Annotated in this window: 23 protein-coding genes; 4 read left to right on the top strand and 19 right to left on the bottom strand. The window is 71.2% G+C overall.

Annotated features, from left to right (window positions below; genetic code table 11):
* Nucleotides 1-2 precede the first annotated feature (2 nt).
* The 7 genes from KZC52_RS13655 to KZC52_RS13625 are packed head-to-tail and all read right to left on the bottom strand — an operon-like array spanning nt 3 to nt 6,313.
* Nucleotides 3-1,067 carry a D-2-hydroxyacid dehydrogenase gene (locus KZC52_RS13655; protein ID WP_247624591.1) on the bottom strand — a complete coding sequence of 355 codons (1,065 nt, stop codon included), beginning with the start codon at nt 1,065-1,067 and terminating at the stop codon, nt 3-5.
* Nucleotides 1,064-2,296: an aspartate transaminase gene (locus tag KZC52_RS13650; protein ID WP_247624590.1), complete on the bottom strand. Its 1,233-nt coding sequence runs from the start codon at nt 2,294-2,296 to the stop codon at nt 1,064-1,066. Before KZC52_RS13650 ends, KZC52_RS13655 begins: the two co-directional genes overlap by 4 nt.
* Entirely contained in the window at nt 2,293-2,979 is a 687-nt protein-coding gene (locus KZC52_RS13645) for a 4-carboxy-4-hydroxy-2-oxoadipate aldolase/oxaloacetate decarboxylase (RefSeq protein WP_247624589.1), read from the bottom strand. The genes KZC52_RS13650 and KZC52_RS13645 overlap by 4 nt, the downstream gene beginning before the upstream one ends.
* A 31-nt stretch (nt 2,980-3,010) precedes the next feature.
* Nucleotides 3,011-3,802: an SDR family oxidoreductase gene (locus KZC52_RS13640; RefSeq protein WP_247624588.1), complete on the bottom strand. Its 792-nt coding sequence runs from the start codon at nt 3,800-3,802 to the stop codon at nt 3,011-3,013.
* Nucleotides 3,799-4,797 (bottom strand): 5-oxoprolinase subunit C family protein, encoded by a 999-nt coding sequence (locus KZC52_RS13635; RefSeq protein ID WP_247624587.1) that lies wholly within the window; start codon nt 4,795-4,797, stop codon nt 3,799-3,801. Before KZC52_RS13635 ends, KZC52_RS13640 begins: the two co-directional genes overlap by 4 nt.
* A 26-nt stretch (nt 4,798-4,823) precedes the next feature.
* Nucleotides 4,824-5,546, bottom strand: a complete 723-nt coding sequence (locus KZC52_RS13630) for a 5-oxoprolinase subunit B family protein (RefSeq protein ID WP_247624586.1) — start codon at nt 5,544-5,546, stop codon at nt 4,824-4,826.
* Nucleotides 5,543-6,313 carry a LamB/YcsF family protein gene (locus tag KZC52_RS13625; RefSeq protein WP_247624585.1) on the bottom strand — a complete coding sequence of 257 codons (771 nt, stop codon included), beginning with the start codon at nt 6,311-6,313 and terminating at the stop codon, nt 5,543-5,545. The genes KZC52_RS13630 and KZC52_RS13625 overlap by 4 nt, the downstream gene beginning before the upstream one ends.
* A 198-nt stretch (nt 6,314-6,511) precedes the next feature.
* Here KZC52_RS13625 and KZC52_RS13620 point away from each other — a divergent pair, with 198 nt between their 5' ends.
* Nucleotides 6,512-7,522, top strand: a complete 1,011-nt coding sequence (locus KZC52_RS13620) for a LacI family DNA-binding transcriptional regulator (protein WP_247624584.1) — start codon at nt 6,512-6,514, stop codon at nt 7,520-7,522.
* A gap of 150 nt (nt 7,523-7,672) precedes the next feature.
* Here KZC52_RS13620 and KZC52_RS13615 read toward each other — a convergent pair whose 3' ends face one another.
* Nucleotides 7,673-9,025 carry an MFS transporter gene (locus KZC52_RS13615; RefSeq protein WP_247624583.1) on the bottom strand — a complete coding sequence of 451 codons (1,353 nt, stop codon included), beginning with the start codon at nt 9,023-9,025 and terminating at the stop codon, nt 7,673-7,675.
* A gap of 335 nt (nt 9,026-9,360) precedes the next feature.
* On the opposite strand from KZC52_RS13615, the gene KZC52_RS13610 reads away from it, so the two are divergent.
* Complete coding sequence (locus KZC52_RS13610; RefSeq protein WP_247624582.1) at nt 9,361-10,227, top strand: DUF2510 domain-containing protein; 867 nt, start codon at nt 9,361-9,363, stop codon at nt 10,225-10,227.
* Nucleotides 10,228-10,252: 25 nt separating this feature from the next.
* Here KZC52_RS13610 and KZC52_RS13605 read toward each other — a convergent pair whose 3' ends face one another.
* Both KZC52_RS13605 and KZC52_RS13600 read right to left on the bottom strand, forming a co-directional pair.
* Nucleotides 10,253-11,290: a methionine synthase gene (locus KZC52_RS13605; protein WP_247624581.1), complete on the bottom strand. Its 1,038-nt coding sequence runs from the start codon at nt 11,288-11,290 to the stop codon at nt 10,253-10,255.
* A 20-nt stretch (nt 11,291-11,310) separates the two neighbouring features.
* A complete protein-coding gene (locus tag KZC52_RS13600; protein ID WP_247624580.1) occupies nt 11,311-12,303 on the bottom strand; it encodes a DUF1852 domain-containing protein in 993 nt (330 codons plus the stop codon).
* Between the two features lie 120 nt (nt 12,304-12,423).
* Between KZC52_RS13600 and KZC52_RS13595 the strand changes: the two genes are divergently transcribed.
* On the top strand, nt 12,424-13,365 hold the full coding sequence (locus tag KZC52_RS13595; protein WP_247624579.1) for a LysR family transcriptional regulator: 942 nt from the start codon (nt 12,424-12,426) through the stop codon (nt 13,363-13,365).
* Between the two features lie 82 nt (nt 13,366-13,447).
* Here KZC52_RS13595 and KZC52_RS13590 read toward each other — a convergent pair whose 3' ends face one another.
* Both KZC52_RS13590 and KZC52_RS13585 read right to left on the bottom strand, forming a co-directional pair.
* Nucleotides 13,448-14,821, bottom strand: coding sequence for an APC family permease (locus KZC52_RS13590; protein ID WP_281731597.1), 1,374 nt, complete (start codon nt 14,819-14,821; stop codon nt 13,448-13,450).
* Nucleotides 14,822-14,954: 133 nt separating this feature from the next.
* Complete coding sequence (locus KZC52_RS13585) at nt 14,955-16,052, bottom strand: alcohol dehydrogenase catalytic domain-containing protein (protein WP_247624577.1); 1,098 nt, start codon at nt 16,050-16,052, stop codon at nt 14,955-14,957.
* A 116-nt stretch (nt 16,053-16,168) separates the two neighbouring features.
* Between KZC52_RS13585 and KZC52_RS13580 the strand changes: the two genes are divergently transcribed.
* Nucleotides 16,169-17,557 (top strand): helix-turn-helix domain-containing protein, encoded by a 1,389-nt coding sequence (locus KZC52_RS13580; RefSeq protein ID WP_247624576.1) that lies wholly within the window; start codon nt 16,169-16,171, stop codon nt 17,555-17,557.
* Between the two features lie 14 nt (nt 17,558-17,571).
* Here the strand turns inward: KZC52_RS13580 and KZC52_RS13575 are convergent, their stop codons facing one another.
* The 7 genes from KZC52_RS13575 to KZC52_RS13545 form a co-directional block, all read right to left on the bottom strand.
* Nucleotides 17,572-18,582, bottom strand: coding sequence for an alpha/beta fold hydrolase (locus KZC52_RS13575; protein ID WP_247624575.1), 1,011 nt, complete (start codon nt 18,580-18,582; stop codon nt 17,572-17,574).
* Between the two features lie 33 nt (nt 18,583-18,615).
* The gene (locus KZC52_RS13570) at nt 18,616-20,163 is read right to left on the bottom strand and encodes a GMC family oxidoreductase (RefSeq protein WP_247624574.1); all 1,548 of its coding nucleotides are present in this window, start codon (nt 20,161-20,163) and stop codon (nt 18,616-18,618) included.
* Nucleotides 20,160-21,545, bottom strand: a complete 1,386-nt coding sequence (locus KZC52_RS13565; RefSeq protein ID WP_247624573.1) for an alpha/beta fold hydrolase — start codon at nt 21,543-21,545, stop codon at nt 20,160-20,162. Before KZC52_RS13565 ends, KZC52_RS13570 begins: the two co-directional genes overlap by 4 nt.
* Nucleotides 21,542-22,441, bottom strand: coding sequence for an SDR family oxidoreductase (locus tag KZC52_RS13560; protein ID WP_247624572.1), 900 nt, complete (start codon nt 22,439-22,441; stop codon nt 21,542-21,544). Before KZC52_RS13560 ends, KZC52_RS13565 begins: the two co-directional genes overlap by 4 nt.
* A 76-nt stretch (nt 22,442-22,517) precedes the next feature.
* Nucleotides 22,518-23,816: a glycosyltransferase family 2 protein gene (locus KZC52_RS13555; protein ID WP_247624571.1), complete on the bottom strand. Its 1,299-nt coding sequence runs from the start codon at nt 23,814-23,816 to the stop codon at nt 22,518-22,520.
* Complete coding sequence (locus KZC52_RS13550) at nt 23,813-24,793, bottom strand: hypothetical protein (RefSeq protein WP_247624570.1); 981 nt, start codon at nt 24,791-24,793, stop codon at nt 23,813-23,815. Before KZC52_RS13550 ends, KZC52_RS13555 begins: the two co-directional genes overlap by 4 nt.
* Nucleotides 24,790-25,719, bottom strand: coding sequence for a WcbI family polysaccharide biosynthesis putative acetyltransferase (locus tag KZC52_RS13545; protein WP_247624569.1), 930 nt, complete (start codon nt 25,717-25,719; stop codon nt 24,790-24,792). The genes KZC52_RS13550 and KZC52_RS13545 overlap by 4 nt, the downstream gene beginning before the upstream one ends.
* Between the last annotated feature and the right edge of the window lie 44 nt (nt 25,720-25,763).

Below are 25,763 nucleotides of genomic sequence, written 5' to 3'. Positions count from 1 at the left end.
GATCAGTAGAACTCGATGGTGTCGACGACGTTGCGCTGCGGCGTGCCGTCGAGGAGGCGGGTGGCGTTGTCGGCGAACAGCTCGGCGATGCGCCCGTCTTCTCGGGCGTCGAGCGCCGCGGTGTGCGGGCTCACCAGCACGTCGGGGTGCGACCACAGGGGGCTGTCCGACGGCAACGGCTCGACCTCGAACACGTCGAGCGCGGCGAAACCCACGGTTCCGGCGTCGAGCGCCTCGAGCAGGGCGGCCTCGTCGATGACGGTGCCGCGTCCGACGTTGACGAGCGTCGCGCCCGGGCGGAGCGCGGCGAAGAAGTCGCGGCCGACGAGGTGGTGCGTGGCGTCGGTGCCGGGCAGGGTCGCCACGACCGCGTCGACCTCGGGCAGCACCTCGGCGACGTCGTCCGGGTGGATGACGCGCGAGACGCCCGGAACGGATGCCCCACTGCGCGAGGTGCCGATCACCGTCGTGCCGAGGGCGGCGAGCTGTCGTGCGACGGCCTGCCCGATGCCGCCGAGACCGAGCACGAGCACCGTCTGGTCGGCGACCTGCGACATGACCCAGCGGCCGCTCCACTCGCGCTCGCGCTGCTGGCGCTGGAGCCGGGGCAGGTGCTTGGCGCCGGCGAAGACGCCGAACACCGCGAACTCGGCGAGCGCATCGCCGTGCACACCGGCCGAGGTCGTGAAGGTCACCCGCCGCAGCTCGTCGTCGGTGAGCTGCGCGGCGCGCACCTGACCGCCACCACCGGCGGCCATCGTGTGCACCCAGCGCAGTGCCGGGTTGGCGCGCACCGTGCGGGCGAGGGCGGCGGGGTCGACGTCGGGGATGCCGTACAGCGCCTCGGCCGAGTCGATCAGCGCCTCGTAGGCGGCCTGCTGCTCGGGCGTGCGACGGAACGACGGGTCGCCGGAGAAGTCGGCGGGATGCCGCATCGGCGGCAGCAGCGTCTGATCGACGACGAGGTCGATGCGAGGCTCGCGGGCGACCAGCAGGTCGCACAGTTCGGGGGCGAGGGGCGCGGCGACGACGACGCGCAGGCGGTCGCTGGCCGTGGCGTCGCTCATCGCAGCGCCGCCACGGCTTCGGCGATCTTCTCGACCGCGGCGGTGATGGTGCCGAGGTCGGTCGCGAACGAGATGCGGAAGAAGGGCGAGCTGCCGTAGGCGGAACCCTGGATCACGGCGACGCCGGCCTGATCGAGCAGGTAGAACGTCACGTCCTGGTCGTCGGCGAGCACCTTTCCCTCCGGCGAGGTGCGCCCGATGAGTCCTACGCAGTCGACGTAGAGGTAGAACGCGCCGTCGGGCACGAGCGGGGTGAGTCCGTCGATCGCGCGGAGACCCGCCACCGCGGCGTCGCGACGCTCGCGGTACACCGGCACCGACTCGGCGATGAAGTCCTGCGGCCCCTCGAGCGCCGCGGCCGCGGCGGCCTGGCTGATCGACGACGGGCACGAGGAGGTCTGCGACTGCAGCGTGTTGATGGCACCGACGAGGGCGGGGTCGCCCGCCGCATAGCCGAGGCGCCAGCCCGTCATCGCGTACGACTTCGAGACGCCCGACACCACGAGCACGCGGTGGCGCAGGTCGGGGGCGACCGCGGCGAGGCTCGGGGCGGGGGTGCCCGTGAACGAGATCTCGCTGTAGATCTCGTCGGAGAGCACCGACACCGCGGGGTGGCGGCGCAGCACCTCGGCGAGGGCCGACAGCTCCTCCTCGGTGTGGATCGCACCGCTCGGGTTGCCCGGGCTGTTCAGGATCAGCCAGGTCGTGCGGTCGGTGATCGAGGCCTCGAGCTGCGCGGCCGTGACCTTGTAGCCGTTCTCGGCCGACGTCGGCACGATCACGGGGGTTCCCTCGTTCGCGCGCACCATGTCGGGGTACGACACCCAGTACGGCGCGGGGATGAGCACCTCGTCGCCGGCATCCACCGTCGCCATGAGCGCGAGGAAGATGACCTGCTTGCCTCCGCCGCCGACCGTGATCTCGGCATCCGAGTACTCGATGCCGTGCGTGCGCTGCAGCGCGCCGCGGATCGCCTGGCGCAGCCGGGGCGTGCCGTTCACGGGCGTGTACTTGGTCTCGCCGGCCTCGATGGCCGCGATCGCGGCCTGCTTGATGTGCGCGGGGGTGTCGAAGTCGGGCTCGCCGACGGTGAGGTCGAGGATGCTGCGCCCCTGACCCTTCAGCTCGCGCACGCGTGCCGCGGCCGCCGTGCTGGGCGAGGGCTTGATGCGTCCGAGGCGCTCGGCGGCGCGGAACGACGACGCGGGGGTCTCGGTGCTGGCGGTCACGATGCGTCCTCGACGTCGGAGGTGAGGCCCTTGGCCTTGAGCACCTCGGTGAGGTTGCACAGCTCGATGGTCGTGCCGCCGGCCCAGTACTTCGTGATGAGCTCGGCCTCGTGCGCGTCGCGCGCCGCCGACAGCTCGGCCGCCTCGCGCACCTCTTCGCGGCGCACGACGACGATGCCGTCGGCGTCGCCCTTGACGATGTCGCCGGGGCGGATCAGCTCGCCCGCGAAGACGACGGGCTGGTTGAGCGCCCCGAGGGTCTCCTTGACCGTGCCCTTGATCGAGACGCTGCCCGAGAAGACGGGCAGGCCCAGCTCGCGCAGCTCCTGCGTGTCGCGCACACCGGCGTCGGTCACCAGCGCCGCGATGCCCTTGGCCTTGCAGGCGTTGCCGAGCACGTCGCCGAACATGCCGGCCTCGGCGAACTCGCCCGCCGAGACGATGAGCACGTCGCCGGGCTGCGCGTAGTGGATGGCGACCTGCAGCATGAGGTTGTCGCGCGGGGCGCAGACGACCGTGAACGCCGAGCCGACGAACGACATGTCGCGGTCGATGGGCGTGATGTTCGAGTTCAGTGCGCCGCGGCGACCCTGGGCCTCGTGGATGGTCGCGGCGGTGAATTCGCCCAGACGGGCGATGTCGGATGCCTCGGCGCGCTCGATCTTGGTGGTGACGTGAACCATGGTCTCGTTCCTCTTTACTCTGCGTTCTCGTTTACTCGGCGCTCGCGGCGGTCGCTGCGGACTGCACGAGCTCGGCGTCGCGGCGGTCGAAGGTGAGTCCTCCGGGCACCTGGAAGGTGGGCATGAGCTCGATGAGCCCGATGTTCACGTGCGAGGGGGCGTCGACCGCGTAGTCGATGGCCGCGACGATGTCGTTGACCGTGAGCGACTCGAAGCCCTCGTAGTAGGTCGCCCAGGCGGCGGCATCCGTCTCGGGCGTGCCGCCCAGGTTGCGCGAGAAGATCTCGGTCTCGATGCGGCCCGGGCTCAGCTCGGTGACGCGCACCCGCTTGCCGAGGGCGTCGTTGCGCAGCTGGCGCGACAGCTGGTGCACGGCGGCCTTGGTCGCGTGATAGGCCGTGTGGCCGAAGAAGTTGTAGTGCCCGGCGATCGACGAGATGTTGAGCACGTGGCCGCGGTCGCGCTCGACCATGCCCGGGTAGAGCAGGCGCAGGATCTGCATGACCGCCGTGAGGTTGACCTCGACGAGGTCGTCGAGGTCGTCGGCCGAGGCGTCGAGGATGTTGCCCGCGCGGCTGACACCGGCGCTGTTGAGCACGATGTCGGCTTCGACCCCGTCGAGCGCGCGCGTGAGGGCGGCGGTGTCGCGCACGTCGAGCGCGTGGGTGATCACGCCCTTCTCGGCGAGGGCCGCCAGCCTCTGCTCGTCGCGGGCGATCGCGTGCACGGTGAGACCCTTCGCGAGGAAGAGGTCGATCGCGCCGCGGCCCACGCCGCTCGTCGCGCCGGTGACGACGGCGGTGCGGTAGTCGGAGAAAGTCATAGGAGGGTCCTTCCGGTGGTGGCTGTGGAGAGGGCGTCCAGCGCGTCGAAGACGGAGCGGACGCGAAGGCGGAGCGCTTCGAGCTCGACGAGCTCGGCGCGGGCACGGGCCGCGGCATCGGATGCCGAGAGGCGCCGAAAGCGGAGGTGCTGCCCCGGGCGCACCTGGGCGAGCACATCGAGCGAGCCGGAGGTGACGACCGCGAGCACCGGGTACCCGGCGGTGACGCCCCGCCCGCGGTGCAGCACGAGCAGTTCATCGCCCGGCGGAACCTCGACCGCCCCCACGGGAACGCCGCGCGAGAGCACCTCGCCCTGCGTCCGCCGCTCGGGCAGCGGCCCCGTCATGCGCAGCCCGATGTGGTTGCTCTTCGGGGTGACGAGATAGGGCTGGGCGAACAGTCGGTCGGCGGTACCCGCGAAGTCGTCGAGGTCGGGGCCGTCGGTGACGTCGACGATGAAGCCCGTGGGCAGTCGCGGCACGTCGAGGTCGTAGAGCTCGGCCGTGAAGTGCGCGTTGAAGACCGGTGCCGTGGCGGTGCGCAACGCGATCCGCTCGCCGACCACGAGGCGCCCGCCGAAGCCGAGCACCGAGTCGGGAGCGCAGCTGCCGAGCAGCTGCGGCACGTCGAACGACCCGCGCACCGCGAGGTAGGAGCGCAACCCGCCCTGGATCTGCCGCAGGGCGATCGCCTCGCCCGCGCGCACCGAGACCGGCTGGTTCGTGGGCCGGCCGACGCCGTCGACGGTGAGGTGCCCGTCGGCGCCGGAGACCGCGATGAGGATGTCGATGTCGGCGACGAACTCGGCGTCGAGGGCGGTGATCTCGAGCACCGGGGCGGTCTCGGGGTTGCCGACGAGGATGTTCGCGATCCGGGCCGAGCGCTGATCGAGGGCGCCGTTGACCGGCACGCCGAAGCGGGGACCCCGGCGCCGCCCGAGGTCGGTGACCTGGGTGGATCCGGCCTCGATGACCGTCAGCGCCCCAGCGTTCACCGCATGCGCGTTCCCCGCCCCGGCGTTCACAGCGCCACCATCCGGGTGCCGAGCAGGGCGTCGTACTCCGCCTGATCGATCGCGCGGAAGCGGATCAGGTCGCCGGGCTCGTAGGGCACGAACGGTTCGGCCGCGAGGTCGAGCACGACGAGCGGCGTGCGCCCGATGAGCGGCCAGCCGCCGGGGGCCGCGGCCGGGGTGATCGTCGCCTGGCGTCCGGCGACCGACACCACGCCCTGCGGCACGTGCGCCCGCGGGCTCGCGAGACGCGGAACGGGTAGGGGGAACGGCGGGCCGTCGAGCATGGGCGAGCCGCCGGGAGCACCGAGGCAGCGCACCACGTAGGTCGGTTCGGAGTGCAGGCGGATGACGTCGGCGACGCTGAGGCCCTGGGCATCGGCGACGGTGCGGAGGTCGAGCTCGCCGTCGATGTCGTAGAGCACCGGCACGTCGAAGGTGCGCGGGCTGTCGGTGAGCGGGCGGTCGTGATCGAGGCCGTCGACCACGTGCGCGAGGTACTCGCCGAGGCGCTCGAGCGACACCTCGGCGGGATCGATCTCGATCAGCGCCGCGTCGTAGGTGGGGATGACGCACTCGACGCCGGGCACGTGGGCCGCGTCGACGAAACGGGCCAGGTGGTGCACGAGGCGCCAGCCCGCTTCGCGGTCGGCGAGGGTGCTGGCGACGCGCAGCGCGGAGTTGCCGCTGGGCGAGATGACGACGGATGCCGATGACATGGGGTCGCTCACTCCAGCCAGTGCGCGAGCGGGGCGATCTCGACGCCCGCCGATTCGAGGCCCGCGCGGATCTGGCGGGCGAGCTCCACCGCGCCGTCGGTGTCTCCGTGCACGAGCACCGTGTCGCAGGCGACGGGGATGAGCACGCCGTTACGGCTCTCGATCACGCCGTCGACGACCATCCGCACGGTGCGCCGACGGATCTCCTCGGCATCGTGGATCACGGCACCGGGCTCGGTGCGGCGCACCAGGGTGCCGTCGTCCTCGTAGGCGCGGTCGGCGATGCCGACGATGCCCACGCGCAGACCCGCGGCCCGGGCGGCGTCGGCGAGCTTGCCGTCCTGGGCGAGCACGATGAGCTCGGGGTTGAGGCGCGCGGCGGCGGTGGCGACGGCATCCGCGTAGTCCTCGCGCACCGCGACGAGGTTGCCGAGCCGGCCGTGCGGGGCGAGGTGGGTGACCTGTGTGCCGTTGAAGGCGGCGATCGCCTGCAGCGCGCCGAACTGGTAGAGCACGTCGGTGCGCACCTCGTCGGCCGTGAGGCCCATGTCGCGACGCCCGAAGCCCTGCAGATCCGGGAAGGAGGGGTGGGCGCCGATGCCGACGCCGCGCTGCACGCAGGCGCGGACGGTCTCGTCCATGATCTGCGAGTCGCCGGCGTGGAAGCCGCACGCGATGTTGGCCGAGGTGAGCACGTCGAGGAGGGCGGCGTCGTCGCCCATCCGCCACGGGCCGAAGCCCTCACCCAGGTCAGCGACCAGGTCGATCCTGCGGGTCATCGCCAGCTCCTCTCGTCGTCGATTCCGCCGTCGGGAAAAGGCTAGGACGGTCGGCACCGGAGGGTGCAGGATCGTGCCGCTTCCGTGCCGGATACCTCGCTCGAATCCCGTGTTTCTCGGGCATTCGGTTCGGTCCATTGGCAAAATCCGTGCCACTAACGGGTACCGATGACGGCGCCGCTTCGCTACCATCGAGCCATGGCCGTTCCCGCCCGCCGCGTGCAGCGCCGCGTCACCCTCACCGAGATCGCCGAGGCGCTCGGCGTCGCCCCCTCGACGGTCTCGCGCGCCCTCTCGAACCCCAACCGCGTGAGCCCGGCGATGTACGAGCGCATCACCAGCAAGGCGCAGGAGATGGGCTACACCTCGGCGCTCCTGCCCGCCACCGAGAACCGCCTCGCGCGCGGCACGATCGCGCTCGTGCTCCCGAACCTCACCAACCCGTTCAACCTCGACGTGACCCGGGGCGCTCAGGCGCAGATCCGGGCGGCGAGCTACCTGCACCTTCTCGTCAGCACCGAGGAGTCGCTGCCGATGGAGGAGCAGTGGCTGCGCGAGCTCGCCCGCACCGTCGACGGCATCGTCGTGTCGTCGCCGCGCATCGATGACGAGGCCCTGCGCGCGGTCGCGCAGATCGCGCCGACCGTGGTGATCAACCGCCAGTCCCCCGGGCTCTCCGGCGTCGTGATCGACACCCCCGCCGGCCTCGCGCAGGCGGTGCACTACCTGCACTCGCTCGGACACACCCGCATCGCCTACGTGCGCGGCCCGCACGGCTCCTGGACCGACGGCACGCGCTTCGACGCGATCACGGCTGCCGCCGAGGAGGACGGCGTCGACCTCGTCGCCGTCGGCCGCTACCACGTGACCCTCGCGAACGGGGCGGCCGCAGCGGATGCCGTCGTGCTCACCCGCGCGACCGCCTGCATCTTCTTCAACGACGTGCTCGCGATCGGGGCGCTCGACCGATTCCGCCAGCTCGGCGTCTCGATCCCCGACGACCTCAGCGTGGTCGGCTGCGACGACATCTTCGGCTCGTCGTTCTCGCATCCGCCGCTGACCACCGTCACCTCGCCGGGTGAGAGCGCCGGTCGCGCCGCGGTCGACATGTTGATCGGCCGCTTCGCGACCCGCGATCGCTCCGACCGCATCGATCACATCTCGGCGCACCTCACGGTGCGGGCATCCACCGGCCCCCGCAAAGCCTGACGCCCGCTCCCTCCGTCGTTTCTCCGTGAGGGGTCAAGACACGCCCTGAGCGGATGCCGCCGCGCGGCGTGTCTTGACCACTCACGGCTTCCCGGGCGCACGAAGGGCCCGGGATGCCGAAGCATCCCGGGCCCTTCGAGGCATCCGTCGTCAGGGGACGAGGATCGACGCGGTGACCGCGTCCTTCTCCTTCTGGGTCTGCTGCACGTCGTCGACCTCGTCGAGCGAGTAGCGACGGGTCTCCTTCGCGGTGAGCGCCGCGATCACGGCGATCGCCATGAGTCCCAGCCCGAGGAGGGCCGGTCCGAACCAGTTCTGCAGGTCTTCTCCGGCGAGCGCCGTCGACGCCACCGGGCCGATGGCACCGGCGATCGCGAAGCCGATCTGCGTGCCGACCGCGAGACCCGAGACGCGAACGCGATTCGGGAACATCTCGGCGAAGAACGCGGGCCACGCGGCGTTGGCCGTGGAGTAGAAGAACCCGTTGCAGAGGATGCCGAGGGTGAAGATCAGCGGCCAGTTGCCCTCGCTGATCGCCCACAGGTACGGCATGGTCGTGACACCGGCGCCCACGGCTCCGATGATGAAGACCGTCTTGCGGCCGATGAGGTCGGAGATGTACCCGGCGAACGGCGTGTAGAGCAGGGCGAGCAGGCTGGCGAGCACGGGCACCCAGAGCATGGTCGACTTGTCGAGGCCGTATCCGGTGGTCGCGAAGGCGACCGAGAACGTGGCGAACAGGTAGCTGACGCCGGCGATCATGGCGCAGGCGGCGACGCGGATGATCGTGCGCCAGTGGAAGCGCAGCACCTGCTTGATCGGCGGCAGCTGCGCCTTGATCGCCTGGGTCTCGACGAACGACGGCGGCTCTTCGAGGTTGCGGCGGATGAGGTACGCGACCACGACGACGACGGCCGAGAGCCAGAACGGGATGCGCCAGGCCCAGCCGAGCAGGTCCTCGGTCGGCAGTGCCGCGAAGGGGATGAAGACGGCGGTCGCGAGCAGGCCACCCGAGGCGGAACCGCTCGTGACGAAGCTCGTCGTGAAGCCGCGGCGGTTGTCGGAGGCGTGCTCGAGGCTCATCGAGATCGCGCTGGCCTGCTCGCCCGAGACCGACAGGCCCTGGATGATGCGGATGACCACCAGCAGGATCGGGGCGAGGACGCCGATCTGCTCGAAGGTCGGCAGGCAGCCGATGATGAACGTGCAGATGCCGATGCCGAACAGCGTCAGCATCATGACGAACTTGCGGCCGAAGCGGTCGCCGAGCGGGCCGAGGATGAAGGCGCCGAGCGGGCGGACCACGTAGCCGACCGCGAGCGTCATCATGCTGAGCAGCACGCGCACACCCTCGGGGAGCTCAGGGGGGAAGAACAGCTGATTGAGCACGAGCGCTGCGGCCGTGCCGTAGACGGCGAAGTCGTAGTACTCCAGGGTCGTGCCGACCCAGGAAGCGATGGCCGCCTTCGCGGGCGTCTTCTTGGGAATTGCAGTATTCGTCATTTCGCCTCCATTGGCGGACTCTCAACAGGTACCACGATCGAGCGTCAGGCGCCGATGTCGGGGGTGCGCGGGTCCGCTAGCTGATTCATGGGCGGCGCTTTCGCTCGCTTGAGGGAACTGTATGGATCGCCGATCCGGCAAGACAAGCGATGTGCCACAGATGTGCCACGCGACCCTTGTGATACCGCGCTTTTTCGATGGGTGCGTCATGTGATCGTCACGAACTTGCCACGAGATTTGCCAAGGATTGCCCGCTCTCGGCCCCGCATCAGAGGCGGCCGCGCGAGCCGAGACGTTACGCTCGAACCGCTACAGCCGACGGGGAGGGTCGCTTCATGAACGCAGCACCGGGATGGTACGACGCGGGCACGCCGGGGCGTGTGCGCTGGTGGGACGGCACGCAGTGGACGGCGCACGAGGCGGATGCTCCGGCTGCGGTCGCGGCATCCGCACCGCCCGTCGGCCAGACGTCGGCGACCGCTGCCGGCCCCCTGCCCGGCTGGTACGTCACCCCCGCGGGCCCCGCCCGCTGGTGGGACGGGAAGAAGTGGACGGCGATGCGCACGAAGAGCGACGGCTCGCACGGCACGGACTGGGCGAGCACCGAGCAGGTGGGTTTCGCCTGGGCGTTGGGGGCGGTCTTCGCCTCGCTGGGCGCCGTGCAGTTCGTGCTCGGCACGCTCGCTCCCGGTGTCTCGTTCGCCGGAATCCCGATGCTGCTCGTGGCCGCCCTGTGGTTCGGCATCGCGATCCAGACGACCGCCGTACTGCGCATCCCGGTGCCGACCTCCGCCCCGCTGATGGCCGAGGCGTTCCGCCCGCTTCCCGGCGAGCAGGAGGGCCCCGGGGCCGGCTGGTACCCGATCACCGGCACCACCGGTCGCTGGTGGACCGGCGCGCGATGGAGTCAGTACACGAACTCGAAGTTCGGCATCCGCCCGACCTTCCACGCTCCGCAGGCTCAAGCCGCCCTGCGCTGGGTCGGCATCGGGGTGTTCGCCCTCGCGGCGATCGCTCTCATCATCGGGGTGTTCTTCATCATCGTCGGGGCGCACGATCCGTCCGACTATGCGTCGTCGGTCATCGGCTGGGTCACAGCGGTCGGTGCCGTGGTCTTCGCCGGTCTCGGGGCCGTCGTCTTCGCGATGACCCGCTACCAGACGCGCCTGCTCTTCCCGCCGAGCGAGCCGCCTCGGGTGTGACCCCCACCCGCGACGCCGGGCGCGGTCACCGTGCGTTCGCGGACAGCTCGTCGCGGAGCAGCGCCGCACCCGCGCTGAGCGCGCTGAGCTTGCCGAGGGCGACGTCTCGCGGCAGGGGCGCCATGCCGCAGTTCGTGCTCGGCACGAGCTTGTCGGCGTCGACGAACGCGAGCGCGTCGCGCAGCGTGTCGGCGACCTGCTCGGGCGTCTCGACCGTCGTGCTCGACACGTCGATCGCGCCGAGCATGACCTTCTTGCCGCGGATGAGCTCGATGAGGTCGAGCGGCACGTGCGAGTTCGCCCGCTCGAGCGACACCGTGTCGATGATCGACTGCTGCAGCAGCGGGAACGACTCCTCGTACTGGCGCCACTCCGATCCGAGCGTGGCCTTCCAGTCGTTGTTGGCCTTGATGCCGTAGCCGTAGCAGATGTGCACGACGGTCTCGGCGCGCAGTCCCTCGGCGGCCCGCTCGAGCGTCGCGACGCCCCAGTCCTTGAGCTCGTCGAAGAACACGTTGAAGGCGGGCTCGTCGAACTGGATGACGTCGACACCGGCGGCCTCGAGCTCCCGCGCCTCCTGGTTGAGGATCGTCGCGAACTCCCAGGCCAGCTTCTCGCGGCTCCGGTAGTGGCGGTCCGAGAGCGTGTCGATCATCGTCATCGGGCCGGGCAGGGCCCACTTGATCGGCCGATCGGTCTGCTGGCGGAGGAAGCGCGCGTCGTCGACGAACACCGGCTTCTCGCGGCTCACGGCACCGACGACGGTCGGCACGCTCGCGTCGTAGCGATCGCGGATGCGGACCGTCTCGCGCTGATCGAAGTCGACGCCGCTGAGGTGCTCGATGAACGTCGTGACGAAGTGCTGGCGGGTCTGCTCGCCGTCGCTGATCACGTCGATGCCGCGTCGGGCTTGTTCCTGCACGGCGCTGCGCAGGGCGTCCTGCTTGCCCTCGGCCAGGGCATCGCCCTCGAGCTTCCAGGGCGACCAGAGGGTTTCGGGCTGCGCGAGCCAGGAGGGCTTCGGAAGGCTGCCGACGATCGAGGTGGGGAGAAGCGTGTTCATATCGGGTGATGCTCCGCGGCTCACGCGGCCGCGACCGGGTAACCGGCCGCCCACTGAGCGAGCACCTCGCCGTGCGGCTTCATGAAGTGCTCCTCGGTGTGCTTGCCCTGCGCGAGCGCGAGCTGGCTGCGCTCCTCGCGGTCGTAGGCGATCTGCGTCGACGAGTAGTCGTTCTGACCGAGGCTCGGCCGATAGATGCTGGCCGCCGCCGAGTTCGCGTTGTAGATCTCGGGACGGTAGATCTTCTGGAACGTCTCCATGGTCGCGATGGTGCCGCTCAACTGAAGGTTCGTGTAGTCGTTCAGCAGGTCGCCCTCGAAGTAGAACGCCAGCGGCGCCACGCTTCCGGGAGGCATGAAGTACCGCACCTGCAGACCCATCCGCCCGAAGTACTCGTCGGTCAGGGAGTGGTCGTCCTGCAGGTATTCGACGCCGAGCACCGGGTGGTGGTTCTCGGAGCGACGGTACTCCTTGCTCGTCGAGACGCTGATGCAGATGACCGGGGAGGTCGTGAAGCGCTCGCGGTAGGCATCCGAGGCGAGGAAGCGACGGAAGAGCTTGCCGTGCAGACCGCCGAAGTCGTCGGGCAGCGCGAAGGTTCCCGCCGCCTCGGTCACGGCCGGCAGCAGCACGCTGAAGTCGTAGTCGCGCACGTAGGACGAGAAGTTGTTGCCCACGATCCCGTGGTGACGGCGGCCGGTGAGGCGATCGACGATCTGGATGTCGAGCACCTCGAGCAGCGGGAACCGCTGGTCCTCTCCCTCGGCCTCGAACTCCAGCCCGGCCGAGATGATCTCGAGCTCGAGCGTGTAGCGGTCGCGGGCCGGGTTGTCCCAGTGGGCGAGGTCATTGAAACGCCGGTCGATCATCGTGAGCGCGTTGCGCAGGTTCTGCTGACGGTGCTCGCCGCGCGCGAGGTTCGCGAAGTTCGTCGTGATGCGCGAGTCTTCCGACGGCGAGTAGTCCTCGTCGAAGCGCGTGGTGGTGATGTGGAACGTGAAGTCGTTCGCCATGGGACGCCCATCTGCTGGATGATCGGCCGAGAGGCCGGGGAAGTCTGTAGCTCCATCGTGCAACCAGACACCGGTTATCAGGTAACTTGCCTGGCCTATGCATCCATATAGGCTCTCCCTATGGCTCGCTCGTCCAGCGGAATCACCCTCCAGCAGCTCCAGTACTTCGTCGAGGTCGCGGCGGAGGGCTCGATCAGTGCGGCCGCCGACCTGCTCTACGTTTCGCAGCCCACCATGTCGGCCGCGATGAAAGACCTCGAGTCACGGGCGGGGCGCACGCTCCTGCTGCGATCGGCGCGCGGCGTGACGCTCACCACCGACGGCGCGGAGTTCCTCGGTTACGCACGGCAGGTCACCGAGCAGGTGGAACTGCTCGAGCAGCGCTACCTCGGCCGACCGCCGTCCCGGCGCCTGCTCGGCGTCTCGGCGCAGCACTACTCGTTCGTGATCGACGCGTTCGTGCGGATGGTCAAGACCAGCGGCGCCGCGGAGTACGAGTTCTCGCTGCGCGAGACGCGCACGTGGGACATCATCGAAGATGTCCGCACGCTGCGCAGCGAGATCGGCATCCTGTATCGCAACGACTTCAACCGCAGCGTCATCGACAAGCTGCTGCGCGACTCGGGGCTCGCGTTCCGCCCGCTCTTCCTCGCCGACCCGCACATCTTCATCTCGCGCAAGAACCCGCTGGCCGCCCGCGAGCGCGTCACGCTCGACGACCTCGCCGGTTTCCCGCGGCTCACCTTCGACCAGGGCGCGAACAACTCGTTCTACTTCGCGGAGGAGATCCTCTCCACCCTGTCGACCCCGCAAGAGATCCGCGTCTCGGATCGCGCCACCATCTTCAACCTCATGATCGGCCTCGACGGCTACACGATCTCGACCGGAATCATCAGCGACGACCTCGACCCCTCCATCGCCGCGATCCCCCTCGACGTCGACGAGCGCATCGAGATCGGGTGGATCGGCCAGTCGGCGATCCCCCTCACCGAGCAGGCGCAACGGTATCTGGATGAACTGCGCGCCGTGGTCTCGGACTTCGGGGTGGAGTTGATCGACTAGGCGCTCGAAGACGGGGCCGCCCGGACACGACGATGGCCAGGACCCTCATCGGGTTCCTGGCCACCGTCGCCCGGGGGGTCTATCAGCCAACGCCGTCCATCGCCGACGTCTCGGTGTTGCCGATGCGGGCGATCACCTCGGGGCGACGCGCCTGGAGGAACCAGTAGCGGCTGAGGGCGGCGAGCACGCAGACAACGAACACGTACGGGATGACGTTGAACGGGAAAGCGGGCACGGGGAACACGTTCGCGAAGAACACGTAGGCCATCGTGACCACGGCGATCGTGGCGCAGACCCAGACGAGGCCGTTGCGCATGCCGGCGCGCTGCGTGTAGACGACGCAGGCGATCGCGACGAGCGCGTACGCGACCATGTAGCCGTAGGTGCCCCAGGTGTTGACCCACACGAGGATCTCCATGGGGTCGGCTCCCGCGACGAGGAACACGATGTCCACGACGACGGCGAGCGCCCCCGCGGCCAGCAGCACCCGGTGCGGCGTCAGGTGGCGGTCGTGCGTGCGACCGAACCGCTCGTGCACCACGCCCTCCTTGCCCATCACGTAGACGATGCGCCCGATCACGTTCAGCGGCGCGACGACGACGGCGAAGAACGACGCCGCGACGCCGAAGGTCAGCACCGGCGCGAACCACAGCGGCATGCCGATGAGCTCCGACATGCTCTCGAGCGGGCTCGCCGCGGTGGCCAGGTCGTCGCCGAGGACGGCGATCTGCGTGTACGCCGCGAAGACGTAGAGGATGCCGACGGTCAGCGCGCTCCACATGATCGCGCGGGGAATCGCCTTGTAGGGGTTCTTCGCCTCACGACCGAGCGCATCGGCGGACGAGAACCCGACGAACCCGAGGATGCCGAGCACCATGCCGGCCGCGATGCCCTGGAACGACGAGCCCTCCGCAATCAGCTGGGCCGGATCCCAGGCCGCGGGCCCGGCCCACACGAGCGCCGAGATCAGCAGTACGAGGATGATCGCGACCGACAGCAGCTCCAGCACCAGCGAGACGCGTGCCGACAGTCGGATGCCGCGGATCGTGAACAGCGTCGCGAGCCCGCCGAGCACGACGGCGAGCCCGATGCTCCAGCCCAGGCCCGAGGCGGGGATGCCGAGGAGGGTGAGGAACTGACTCATGTACGACACCGAACCCATGAGGGAGGCGGCGGCGATGCCGAAGCATCCGATCAGCAGGGTTGCGCCGGCGAGGTACGCGCCGGCCGGACCGAGGCCCTTCGACACGTAGGTGTAGAGCGATCCGGCCGAGGCGTGCTTGCGCGCGAACACCACGACGCAGTAGCCGACGCAGAGGATCACGATCGTGGCGAGCGCGAAGGCGTAGATGGTGCCGTTGCCGGCGCCGAGGAAGATCGCGGCGGCGGTGAACGCGATGACCGCGCTGGGAGCGATGTTGGCGATCGCCTGGGCGGCGAGCTCCGGTCCGCTCATCACGCCGCGGCGCAGCCCGGCATCGATCGGGACGCTGGCGGCGGGGCCGGGCGGGCTCTGGGGGGTGGTCGTGGTCACGGGGTCTCCTTCGTATCGGGGTCGGCGGAGTAGTGCGGGGAGGGAAGGGAAGAGGTCAGGGGATGAGGAGCGTGCGCAGGGCCTGGCCGGACTCGAGCTCTTCGAACGCCTCGGCGGCTTCGGCGAGCGGTCGGCGCGAGGAGATGAGCGGATCGAGGATCAGCTGACCGTCCATGTACCGGTCGACGAGCGCGGGGATGTCGATGGCCGGGCGCACCGAGCCGTAGTTCGAGCCCAGGATGCGCTGGTCGGCCTCGGCCAGTACCAGCGGCTCGAACGAGGCGCGCGCACCGGTCGGGGGAAGCCCCACGATCACCGCGGCTCCGCCGAGGCCGAGCATCTCGATGGACTGCTCGGTGGTGACGGTGCGACCGATCGCGTCGAAGGCGTAGTCGACGCCGTCGGGAAGCAGCGCGCGCAGCTGGGCGACGGCGTCGCCGGCGGGGGCGACGATCTGGTCGGTGGCGCCGAACTGCGCCGCGAGGCGGGTCTTGTCCTCGCGCACGTCGATCGCGACGATGCGCTCGGCCCCGGCGAGCCGCGCACCCTGGATGACGTTGAGGCCCACGCCGCCGCATCCGATCACGGCGACGAGTGCTCCGGGTTCGACGCCCGCGGTGTTCATCACCGCGCCGACGCCGGTCGCGACCGCGCATCCGACGACGGCGATGACGTCGAGCGGTGCGTCATCGCGCACCTTGATCGCGCCGGATGCCGGAACCACAACCTCCTCGGCGAACGACGAGACGCCCAGGTAGTGGTGCACCGTCTCGCCGTCCTTGCTGAGACGGGAGGTGCCGTCGAACAGCACGCCGAGCGGAGCGACGACCGTGGCGACCTTCTGGCACCGCGCCTCGTGGCCCGAGCGGCAGTACCGGCACTCGCCGCACGGCGGCACCCAGCTGAGCACCACGTGGTCGCCGACGGCGAGCGAGGTGACGCCCTCGCCGAGCTCGGTGACGATGCCGGAGCCTTCGTGGCCCATCACCATCGGCGCCGGGGCGGCCCACTCGCCCCGCTTGACGTGCAGGTCGGAGTGGCAGACCCCGGCGGCGGCGATCTTCACCCGCACCTCTCCGGCAGACGGAGGAGCGAGCTGCACCTCGGTGTGCTCGATCGGGCTGTCGCTGTCGCGGAAGACGATGGCCTGCATGGGGCCCCTTTCGTTCGTGTGGGTCGCGCCTCATCGTAGGAACAGCGGCGCAGCGGTGTCATTCACAAAAATGATGAGGAGCAAGCGTCCGAATCGACATTCCTTATACTTCGGATATGGCACGAGACCTGGCATCGATCGCTCGGCTCCTCGGCGCGACGCTCGTCGCCGGCGGTGCGCTCGGCCCGAAGGCCACCGTGGCGAGCGCCGTGCCGGTGGGCGACTTCGCCGTCGTGCCGCATCCGCAGTTCGCGACGCTCGTGGTCGGCAGCCCCGACGAGATCGCGCACGGACTCGACGATCCGGAGCGCGGCGATCTGCTGCGGCTCGCCGTGGTCGTGGCGACCGGCCCTCTCGCCGCCGTGCCGGACGGTGTCACCGCGCTGATCGCGCCCACGCTCGACCCGTCCGTCGTTCTGCCCACGCTGCAGGCGGTGCTCGCGACGGATGCCGCGGCCGAGGACCGCGCCGTTCTCGCCGCGACGAAGGTGCTCGCGCTCGCCGCCCGCCGCAGCGGAGTGGCGGGGGTGGTCGCCGAGCTGGCCCGACGTCTCGACGGGTGGGCCGTGCTGCTCGACCGCGACGCGCAGCCGATCGCCTCGGCGGGTGCCGGCGCGCTGCACATCGGGGATGCGGTCGCCGTGGCCTTCAATCGCCCGGTCCGCGTGCGCAGTCGGGCGCTGCAGGTGCATCCCGTCGGCACCGACGAGGACATGTCCGCGTTCCTCGTGGTGACCGCCCGCAGCGGCTCGACCAGCCGCGCCCGCGACCTGAGCTCCCAGGCGGCGGCGCTGCTCGATCTGCTCCTGCGCACGCACGACGGCAGCCGGACCGAACGCCTCGGACGCGCCACGATGATGCGCGTGCTGGAGGACGGCGGACCGAACGCCGTCGCGCTGGCGAAGGAGTGGGGCGTGCGCGACCGCGCCCTGGCCGCGTTCACCCTCTCGGCCCGCTCATCGAGCGTCGACGCCGAGCGCGCCGTGATCCACTGGCTCGAAGACCTCGGCGCGCCGCATCTGCTGACCGCCGCGCAGGGGGTGGTGACGGGCTTCGTGCGCGCGGAGCACATCGACGAGATCGCGGATCGAGCGACGACGTTCTCCGTCCCCCTGCATCTGGGGCTCGGCTCCCCGTCGGCACTCGACGCCCTCGCGCGGTCCGTCGAGGAGGCGCGTCGCGCACACCGCGTCGCGGCGACCGAGGGGCGCTCCGTCGTGCACTACCGCGCGATGCCGACCGTCGACCTCGTGCTCGACCGCCTCGCACCCGGTGACGCACGCACGCTGGCCGCACTGGTCGATCCGCTCGACGACGACCTCGTCGACACCCTGCACACGTTCCTCGCCGAGAACGGCGCCTGGGGAGCCGCGGCCGCACGCCTGGGCGTCCATCGCCAGACCCTGGCGGCACGGGTGCGACGGATCGAGCACGTCACCGGGCTGTCGATGTCGAGCGCCGACGACCGTGCCGCGGCCTGGCTGGCGCTGCGCGCACGCCGCTGAAGGAACGCGACCCCTCAGCCGTCCGAGCGGCGGCGGCGGCGCAGGCGACCGTATGCCCGACGCAGGATCCGCGCGTGGCGTTCCTTGGCGCGTTCGACGCCCGCCTCGTCGCGGCGCAGCGCGCTCACCCATTCCGACACGCGCGCCGTGAACGCTCCCCAGACCAGCCGCGCATCGACGTGCAGGGGCGGCGGGGTCACCGCATCCTCGTCGTCGAGACGCCCCCTCCGCCGCAGCCGGTCGTCGACGTGCGCGAGCGTGAGCTGGGCGACCCCCACCGCGTGGCCGTTGATGATGGAGTGCGAGGCGCCCTCGATCTCCCAGCGTCGCGCCGACGCCGCCGCTGCGACGAGACGGGAGTGGAACCGGCGCGGCGAGGTCGTGTCGAACTCGCCGCGGATCAGCAGCAGGGCAGCGTCGGCATCCGCGATCCGCTCGGTGATCCGGTAGCGCAGCACGTGCGGGAGCACACGCACGAAATAGACCGGTCCGCACAGAAGATACGCCGACACCGCGATCATCGCGAGGTGCACCGACTCCCGCGTCGCCGACTGCGCGAATCGCACGGCCTGCCGGAAGACGGTCGCCTCGGCCTCGTTGACGACCGGGCTCACGAGCACCGCGTGCGAGAGCCCCGACCTGCGTCCCAGCACCTCGGTGACGATCTGGGCGCCCATCGAGTGCCCGATCAGCACGGGGTCGTCGAGCCGGTAGTGGTCGAGCACCGCCTCGACCTGATCCGCGAAGAACGCGACGTCGGGGGTGCGCCCGGGCGCGGCCGACATCCCGGCGAAGCCGGGGAGATCGAGGGCGTAGACGTCGCCCCTCTCCGCGAGGGTCGGCGCGAGGAACTCGAAGTAGCTGGCCGCCACCCCGAGGCCGGCGACGAGCACGAATGCGCGCGACGACGCGGGATCGGCGGCCTCGACGCGCGTCACCCGGGTGACGACGCCGTCGCAGGAGACGTGATCGACCGAGAGGTCGATCGGGTCGTCGGCGTCGTGCCGGGCGTCGCTAGCGGGCATCGATCCATTCTCGTCTCCTCCGCCGCCGATCGATCACAGGCCCGCCAGCATCCGGTCGGCCGTGCGCAGCGACAGGGCCATCTGCGTCAACCCCGGATTCGCCGTCAGCGCGCTCGGGTAGGTCGAGTTGTCGCACACCCAGAGGTTGTCGATGTCGTGCGAACGACCCGAACCGTCGACCACGCCCTCCGCGGGATCGTCGCTCATCCGGCAGGTGCCGAGGGTGTGCGCCGACCGCGCGAGCACGCGGGTGCTGCACGCGCCCGCCGCCGTCAGCAGATCGGTCATGGTCGCGATCGCGTGATCGTCGATGGCCTTCTCGTTGGCTCCCGGCGAGAACGTGATCGTCGCCCGCGGCAGCCCCCACTCGTCCGTCTCCGACGAGAGCTCGATGCGGTTCTCGTCGGATGGCAGGCACTCCGCGTTCATCCCGATGCCGGCGCTGTACCTCGCGGCCTCCAGCTCATCGACGAGATCGGTGCCCCAGGCCCCTCCCCCGCGCACGAGCGAGGTGGCGTACGTGAAGGGCATGACCCCGAGACTCTGCAGCAGGTAGCCGCCGGCGAAGTCCGCGCCGGCGGGGCGCACGAAGTCCTCGGTGATGACCGCCGAGGGGTAGCCGCGGTATCCGCGGATCTGCTCGTCGAAACGCCCCCAGACCTGCACGGCGCCGTGGGCGAGGAAATTGCGCCCGACCTGTCCGCTCGAGTTCGCGATCCCGTTGTGCAGCAGCAGCCGGGGAGTCTCCACGCCGCCGCCCGCGAGCACGAGCGCGGCGCACCGCTGCCGCTGATCCTCGCCGTCCTCGCGGTACACGACACCGGTCACCCGCCCGCGCGCATCGCGCTCGATCGTGTGCACGACCGCATCCGGGCGGATCTCGGCGCCTGCGGCGACCGCGGCCGGAAGGTAGGTGATCGCGGTGGTCGCTTTGGCGCCGTGGCGTTCACCCTGGTGGATCGATCCGACGTCGGTGGTGGCGTGCCGCAGACCGTGGTGGGGCTGCAGACGGTCCCGCGTGAGGATCGCCGCCGGGGCGTCGGCCGCGCGGATGCCGAGAACCGCCGCACCCGCGAGCATGAGGTCTGCCGGGGCGTTGCGTCGGGGCGGAGGGTACAGGTAGGTGCGCGACGGGTCCCACGGGTACGGCGTGGGACCCGATACCCCGATGTCGGCCTCGACCTGCGCGACGTAGCGGATGAGTTCGTCGTGGTCGATCGGCCAGTCCGCGCCCTCACCGGTCTCGGTCCGCAGCCGCAGATCGCGGGCATCCGGACGGGGAGTGAACGCTCCCCAGTGCACGGTTCCTCCGCCGACACCGAACCCGCTGTTGTTCGGGCCGAACGCGGTCGGAGCGTCTCCGCCGCTGAATCGGCTCGACATCCAGTTGATCGCGGTCGCCTCGACCTCGTCGGGGGTGTAGTCGGCGGGATCGTGATTCGGCCCGGCTTCGAGCGCGACCACGCGCAGCCCCCGCTCCGCCAGTCTCGCCAGCAGCGGCGCGCCCCCCGCGCCGGTGCCGACCACCACGACGTCCACGATCTCGTCGCGGTCGTACGTGCGCATGCCGTCGAGGTTCATGCCGCCCCTTCCGTTTCGTCCACGACCGCACCGAGGTCGGAGGGCTCCCACCCGTCGCGCAGGCCGGCTCCCAGGGCGAGATACCCGGCGAAGGAGACTTCCTCCGCACCCGTGGCGAACCCGTCGTAGCCGACCCGGGCGAGGGAGGCGGGATGACACAGCCACTCGCGCACGAGGTCGACGCGCACGTCTTCGAACCAGCGGCGCAGGTCGTCGGCGTCCGCGGTGATGCCCGGAATCGCGGTGCCGGCGATCACCTCTCGGAGCACCCCGTCCCGCGCCTCGGCCCCCTCGGGCCACACCCGGGCGAGCTGGTCGAGGCCGGCGCGATACGCCTCGTCGTCCGGCAACGCTCCGGCCGGACGCCAGCCGTCTCCGCCGCCGGCGGCGAGATCGGCGTCGACGCGCGCCGCCAGATCGATGCTCCCGCCGGGCGGCTGAGGCACCACGCGGGCGGCGACGGCGCGCAGGAGTTCCAGCTGTCCCGAGGAGAGCACCCGCGGGCGGTACGCGGGATCGTCGGGCAGTGCTCGGCGCGCGAGCGTGCTCCGCACGCGCGCCGAGACCCGCGGCGAGGCGAGCAGAGTCCCCCATTCCGCGGGCACTCGCACGCTGTGCTCCGCGATCTCCTCCCACAGCTCGGTGATCGCCGCCGCCACCTCGCCGGGGCGCTCCTGCAGGAGCAGGTGCCCCGCTCCGGGCAGGGCGATGAACCGGGCGCGCGGATACACGTCGGCGAGCAGGTCCGGCTGCGCGTCAGCGCCGAGTGCCTCGTCTTCGACGCCGGCGAGCACGCGGCAGGGGAGGTCGAGCGTCCCGACGGAGGCCGTGATGTCCTCGACGCTCCCCTCCTCGAGCCACCGCCGCCAGGCGAGGGGCGACATCCGGGCCACCGCGTCGACGGTCTCGCGCTGCCGCTCGGGCGGAAGCACAGCGCCGACGTTGTCGTCGACGAACGTCTGCGCGTCGCTCTCGGAGATGCCGTCCTCGGCGACCCAGGAGAGCATCTGCCGCCTCTTCTCGGCGGGCATCGGCTCGGGGGACGGCGGGGACGGCGCCAGCAGGACCGTGCCGAGCAGGCCGAAGATCCCGGGCTCGCCGTCGCGGATCCGGGCGGCGACGGCCGCGGCGACCTTGCCTCCCATGCTGTGCCCGCACAGCATCCAGGGCCCCCCGTCGGCGGCTTCCCGGATCATGGCGAGGGCGGCGTCGACCTGGGCGGCGACCGATCCCTCGGACGCATCCGGAGCGGATCCCTGACCCGGGAGCTCCACCGCGACCACGCGGAAACGCTCGTCCAACTCGGCCTGCAGCGGCAGGGCGGAACGGGCGTCGAGCCCCAGGCCGGGCAGCACGAACACCGTGCACCTCTCGGCGGTCACGGGGTGACCATGCCGCCGTTGACGTTCAGCGTCGCGCCCGACACGTAGCCCGACTCCTCCGAAGCGAGGAAGACGTAGGCGGGCGCGAGCTCCGCGGGCTGCCCCGCGCGCTGATACGTGTTCTCGTCGTCGAAGTGCAGCATCTGATCGTCGGAGACGCCGTCCGACACCTGCAGAGCCGTCCAGACGGGGCCGGGCGCCACGACGTTCACGCGGATGCCGCGCTCGGCGAGCTGCAGCGCGAGCCCCTTCGCGAGGTTGTTGACGGCGGCCTTCGTCGCGGCGTAGTCGAGCCGGTCGGGCGAGGGCTTGTACGCCTCGAGGGATGCCGTGCTGATGATGCTGGCGCCGGGTCCGAGGTGCGCGAGAGCCGCCTTCGTGATCCAGAAGTTGGCGAACACGTTCGTGCGGAAGGTGGCCTCGAACTGCTCGTCACTGAGGTCCTCGACCCGCTCGACCGCGATCTGTCGACCGGCGTTGTTGACGACGACGTCGAGGCCCCCGAGGAAGTCCACCGCCTCCGCGACCAGCCGGCGGCACTCCGCGGCCTCCGAGATGTCGGCGACCACGGCGCGTCCGCGGCGCCCGGCGTCGGCGATGAGCGCGAGCACGTGCTCGGCGTCCTCCTCCTCACCGGGCAGGTGCGCGATCACGACGTCGGCACCCTCGCGGGCGAAGGCGATGGCCGTCGCCGCTCCGATGCCCGAATCCCCGCCGGTGATGAGCGCCCGCCGGCCGGTCAACCGGGCGGTGCCGCGATACGACTCCTCGCCGAGATCGGGGACGGGGGTCATGCGCGCCTGGATGCCGGGCTCGGGCTGGTGCTGCAACGGCGGCTCGACGCGGGCGTAGCGGGTCACGGGGTTCGTCGGGGAGTGCTCATCCGATTCAGGCATGCCGCCACGTTAGGCGAACCGGCTCTCTCGTGAGGAGGGCTTGCGCTCGACCCCTCCGATAGGCCAGGGCGACGGGTCAGACGAAGGCAGACGGTCCACCCCAGCCGCCGACCCATGCCTCGACGCGCGGATCCGAGCGCATCCGGTGCACGCCGTCGACCACCCTGCGCTCGGTGGCGAAGGCGACCTCCGTGCCCCAGCGCTGCGCGCGACGCTCCGCGCGTCGGGAGCGCAGAACGCCGAGCGGTTCGCCGCCGACGTCCACGAGCTCCACCGTCCCCACGTCGCCGACCCCGCAACGAGCGAGGAGATCCGTGATCCCCCGCGGGTCGAGGACCACCAGCGGCGCATCGACCTCCCAGGTCACCCGGGCGTCGGCATCCGCTCCATCGACACCCACGCGCGGATCGTCGATCGCGCCGGCGGCACCGGGATCGAGCACCACCCGGCTGCGCGGCAACGCCGCGAGCAGCGAATCCACCGCGATGAAGAGCGCGGCCGGCGCATGCGATCCGCGCAGCCGCAGCACGACATCGGCCGCCGCCGCCCACAGCGCCCGTGGCGCGGAGCCCGGCACGGGAATGGCCGAAACCAGACGCAGCGTCTGAGCGTTCGCTCGTTCGAGGCCGGCTCCATCGCGCTCGGCCCATTCCGGCCCGTCGTGCCACGCCACGGCCTCGGGAACATGCGCGAGGAGAGCACCGGCCCGCCACATCCGATGCGCCCATTCCCAGTCCTCCCCGCCGTAGGCGGTGAACGACTCGTCGAACCCGCCCACCTCGTCGTACAGCATCCGCGAGCAGGCGATCACCGCCCCGATCACGAAGCGGTACGACCGGTCGTCGGCGTCACGAAGATCGGCGGTGCGGGCGTACTCCTCAGCGAGCCAGGACGGCTCCGACAGCTCACGACCGACGGCGGCCTCGGCGACGGCGACCGTGGCCGGGATGCCGGAGAAGTCGGCGTGGCGCCGCCGCCCCACCGTGACCGCCTCGGGCAGCAGCGCCGGGAGACGGGTGAGCGCCCGAACGTACCCCGGTTCCGGCGACGTGTCGGCATCGAGGAAGCAGAGGATGTCGCCGCTGCTCGCCCGCGCACCGAGATTGCGCACGGCTGAGAGGCGGAAGCCCCGGTCGTCCTGGCGGACCACGGTCACGCCCTCCGGCACATCGACGGGGCGTGGAGACCCGTCGTCGGCGACGACGATCTCGAGCAGCTCCGGCGGGTAGTCCTGCGCGCCCAGCGCGTGCAGGGTGCGGGCGAGTTCGTCCGGCTGGTCGTAGTGCGCGACGATCACCGAGACGCGGGGAAGCGGATCGGGATGCACGCCGTCGCGCTCGTGCCACCGGTTGCCGACCACGTACGGCGCCCTCATGCGCCCCGCTCCGCCCACCAGCGCGTGTACGCGTCGACCGCGTCGTCCCACGACCCCGGCACCCGATCGCGACCGTGCCGGGTCGACGCCGGGTCCGCAGCCGCTCGGCGCACCGCAGTGGCGAGATCGCTCTCGTCGGCGACCGTGAGGGTTCCCGGGCGCAGCGCCGCCATCTCGTCGATGTACCGGTTGCGCATCGCCACGGGGCGACGCCCCCACCCGATCCACGAGGCCAGAGAGCCGGAGGCCGAGACGTGCCGATGTGCGATCAGCGGCACCGAGACCGCCCGCCCGCGCCGTGCGATCTCGGCGTCGTCGAGCCACCCGGTCACGTCGACGGCGACGCCCTGCGAACGGGCACGGCGGACGAACGCGGCGAGATCCTCGGCGTGCCCCTCCGAGGCGCGGCCGAGCACCGTCATCCGCTGCAGCCCCGCCGCGGCGGCCGCGCTCGCCGCCTCGTCGTGCCCCTTACCGGGGTAGAAGTACCCGAGCACGCCCACCGTGCCGTCGAGCTCGGCGCGTTCCTCGGTCGGCGCGGCGAGCACCTCGACGGGCAGCGGCACCCGCGCGACCGGCCCCGCCCAGACGTGCTCCTCCCGCAGCAGCGCGCTCTCGTGCGCGCTGTTGACGACGACTCCCCGGGCCGAGCGCGCGACGAGCGCGTAGGCGTCGCGGCGCCGGACGCGGTTGCGCGGACCATCCGACTCCTGCGGCACGTCGTGCAGCGTCACGCTGATCCGCAACCGCGCGGCGAGTTCGGTGAAGAGCCGGGAGGCCTCCTCCGGCGAGTCCGCCCACAGGCGATCGGTGAACTGGGCGTGCACCGTCGTGCCCGGATCGAGTCGGAGGAGGTCGGCGGGTTCGACGACCTCGACCTCGGGGTGCGCGGCGGTGACCGCGACGGCGAGGTCCCGCGAGTACACGGCGACGCCGTGGGTTCCCGGATGCGCGAGCAGGAGCGGTACCGCGCTCACGCGGCGCGCCAGACGGCGAGAAGCGGAGCGAGCCGTTCGACGGCCGCCCGCACGAACTCCGGGCGGGCGGCGTACCACTCGCGGTGCGCGGCCTCCACCTCGTCGGCGTCGAGGTCCGCCCCGTCGACGATCCAGTTCGCGCGCGGCTCCTCGGGGAGCGACCACGCCTCGACGACCTCGGGCTCGAGGGGGGCGCGCACGGCCGCGAGCAGCGGACGCCCCGGGTCGGTCGGTCCGCCGGCGACGCCCAGGACGCGCAGCACGCGTTCGCCGAGCGGGAGCCAGACGGCGTTCCCGGGATGGTTGACGGTGCGCATGTGATCGGCGGTGACATCGTCGAACAGATCGGAGACCGGGACATCGCAGCTCGTCTCGCGGGTGCGCAGGACGTCGATCGAGGTCTCTCCGACGGCGCGCACCTTCGTCGGCGGCAGCGCGGCAGCGACCGGGATGCCCGCGGCTCCCGCCAGGGTGCGGATGTCGTGATACGGCACGAGCGGCGGATCCTCTTCGATCCCGGGCACCCGGATCGCGGCCTGGAACGGATGCAGACCGGCGAACCGCACGGGCGGCAGGGTGACCACGCGAGCAGTGGTGGCCGCGGCGATCTGACGCGTCCCGAGGGGCAGGCCGCGATAGTCGTCGCGGATCGGCTGAGTGACCACCGTGTGCGCGGCGGCCACCAGCGTGTGCAGGCGCTCGGGCTCGTCGCCGCTCAGGTCGTGCACGGGTGGGACGCGCACGAATCGACGACCCGGCGCGTCCATCACCCAGCGCAGGGACTCTGCCTGGCAGTTGCCCACGACGACCCCGAACGCCTCGGGCAGCGGCTCGAGGCCGAAGAACTCCGCGTAGTGCCGGCGACGCGCTAGCACCGCGGACCCGGCGGGCGCAACGGGCGTGCCCTTCTCGGCGAAGTCGATCATCATACGAACGTATACCTTCGCCCCCCTGCTTCCTCCCCGCGGCT

Source organism: Microbacterium galbinum (genome assembly GCF_023091225.1).
GTDB classification, from domain to species: Bacteria; Actinomycetota; Actinomycetes; order Actinomycetales; family Microbacteriaceae; genus Microbacterium; species Microbacterium galbinum.
This window is presented reverse-complemented; position numbering and strand designations above follow the sequence as displayed.